This is a genomic window from Streptomyces sp. WAC05292, from assembly GCF_003949955.1.
In the GTDB taxonomy this organism is placed as follows: domain Bacteria; phylum Actinomycetota; class Actinomycetes; order Streptomycetales; family Streptomycetaceae; genus Streptomyces; species Streptomyces globosus.
Genome location: NZ_RPSE01000661.1, coordinates 1 through 1902, shown reverse-complemented (window position 1 = coordinate 1902; position 1902 = coordinate 1). Strand labels below are relative to the sequence as shown.

General features: G+C 76.1%; 2 protein-coding genes. One reads left to right on the top strand and one right to left on the bottom strand.

Features of this window, described 5'->3' with window-relative positions; translation table 11 throughout:
- Positions 1-668 (top strand): peptidoglycan recognition family protein (locus tag EF903_RS32165; protein WP_312845984.1); only part of this gene is annotated, 668 nt, incomplete at its 5' end.
- A 10-nt stretch (positions 669-678) separates the two neighbouring features.
- Here the strand turns inward: EF903_RS32165 and EF903_RS32160 are convergent.
- A complete protein-coding gene (locus tag EF903_RS32160; protein WP_125548480.1) occupies positions 679-1842 on the bottom strand; it encodes a cysteine desulfurase family protein in 1164 nt (387 codons plus the stop codon).
- Positions 1843-1902: the final 60 nt, after the last annotated feature.

Sequence of the window (1902 nt, the reverse complement as noted above, 5' to 3'; positions counted from 1 at the left end):
AGGCGGGGGAGCCGTCCGGCGGGCCGCGCCGGGGCAGGACGCGCCGGGCGGTGCTGTTCGGCGGCGCCGGCGTCCTCGCCGTGGCGGGCGTGGCCGGGGCGGACGAGGTGCGGCGGCTGTGGTGGCTGCTGCCCGGGGTGTCCAAGCCGCGCAAGGAGGGCGAGCTGGACTACGCGGGCGCGGGCTGGACGGCGGCCTCGCCGGCGAACTGGCGGCTGGCGGACCGGCCGGACGACTACCGGGTCGACCGGATCGTGGTGCACGTCACGCAGGGCGGCTTCGAGTCGTCGGTGGGCGCCTTCAGGAATCCGTGGCACAGGGCGTCGGCGCACTACATAGTCCGCCAGGACGGGCACGTGGAGCAGATGGTCCGCGAGCTGGACGTCGCCTTCCACGCCGGCAACCGCTCGATGAACGAGCGGAGCATAGGCATCGAGCACGTCGGCTACGTGGAGCGGCCGCGGGACTTCACGGACGCGATGTACGCCTCCTCGGCGCGGCTGGCGGCCGACATCTGCCGGCGGTACGGCATACCGGTGGACCGCCGGCACATAGTGGCGCACTCCGAGGTGCCGGGCACCGACCACACCGATCCCGGGCCGCACTGGGACTGGGACCGGTACCTGCGGCTGGTGCGCGCCGAGGTGGCGGCCAAGGGCCCGGCCTGACCGAGTTCCGTCAGGAGAGCCCGGCGGTGCGGGCGCGCGCGACGGCGGGGCCGATGGCGGCGGCCACGGCGGCGACGTCCTCCTCGGTGGAGGTGTGGCCGAGGGAGAAGCGCAGGGTGCCGCGGGCCAGCTGCGGGTCGGTGCCGGTCGCGAGGAGGACGTGGCTGGGCTGGGCCACGCCGGCGGTGCAGGCGGAGCCGGTGGAGCACTCGATGCCCTGGGCGTCGAGCAGGAGCAGCAGCGAGTCGCCCTCGCAGCCGGGGAAGCTGAAGTGCGCGTTCGCCGGGAGCCGGTTGTCGGGGTCCCCGCCGAGGACGGCGTCGGGCACGGCGGCGCGCACGGCGCGGACCAGTTCGTCGCGCAGCCGCCCGACCTCCGCGGCGAACCGCTCGCGCCGCTCGGCGGCGAGGACGGCGGCGACGGCGAAGGCGGCGATGGCGGGCACGTCGAGGGTGCCGGAGCGGACGTGCCGCTCCTGGCCGCCGCCGTGCAGGACGGGTACGGGGGTCTGGTCGCGGCCGAGCAGCAGGGCGCCGATGCCGTAGGGGCCGCCGATCTTGTGCCCGCTCACGGTCATCGCGGCGAGCCCGCTGTCCCCGAAGCGGACGTCGAGCTGGCCGACGGCCTGGACGGCGTCGGAATGCAGCGGGACGCCGAACTCGGCGGCGGCTTCGGCGAGTTCGCGGACCGGCATGACGGTGCCGATCTCGTTGTTGGCCCACATCACGGTGGCCAGGGCCACGTCGCCGGGGTTGCGGGCGATGGCGCCCCGCAGGTCCTCGGGGCTGACGCGGCCGTACCGGTCGACCGGCAGGTACTCGACGCGGGCGCCCTCCTGCTCGGCGAGCCAGTGGACGGCGTCGAGGACGGCGTGGTGCTCGACGGGGCTGGCGAGGACGCGGGTGCGGGCGGGGTCCTGCGCGCGGCGCGCCCAGTAGAGGCCCTTGACGGCGAGGTTGTCGGCCTCGGTGCCGCCGGCGGTGAAGACGACCTCGCTGGGCCGGGCGCCGAGCGCCTCGGCGAGGGCCTCGCGGGCCTCCTCGACGGTCCGGCGGGCGCGCCGGCCGGCGGCGTGCAGCGAGGAGGCGTTGCCCGTGGCGGCGAACTGGGCGGTCATCGCCGCGGCGGCCTCCGGGAGCATCGGAGTGGTGGCGGCGTGGTCGAGGTAGGCCATGATTTCCCGATTCTACGAGCCCCCGGGCGCCCGGGACCCACGCCGCCACCACTCCGATGC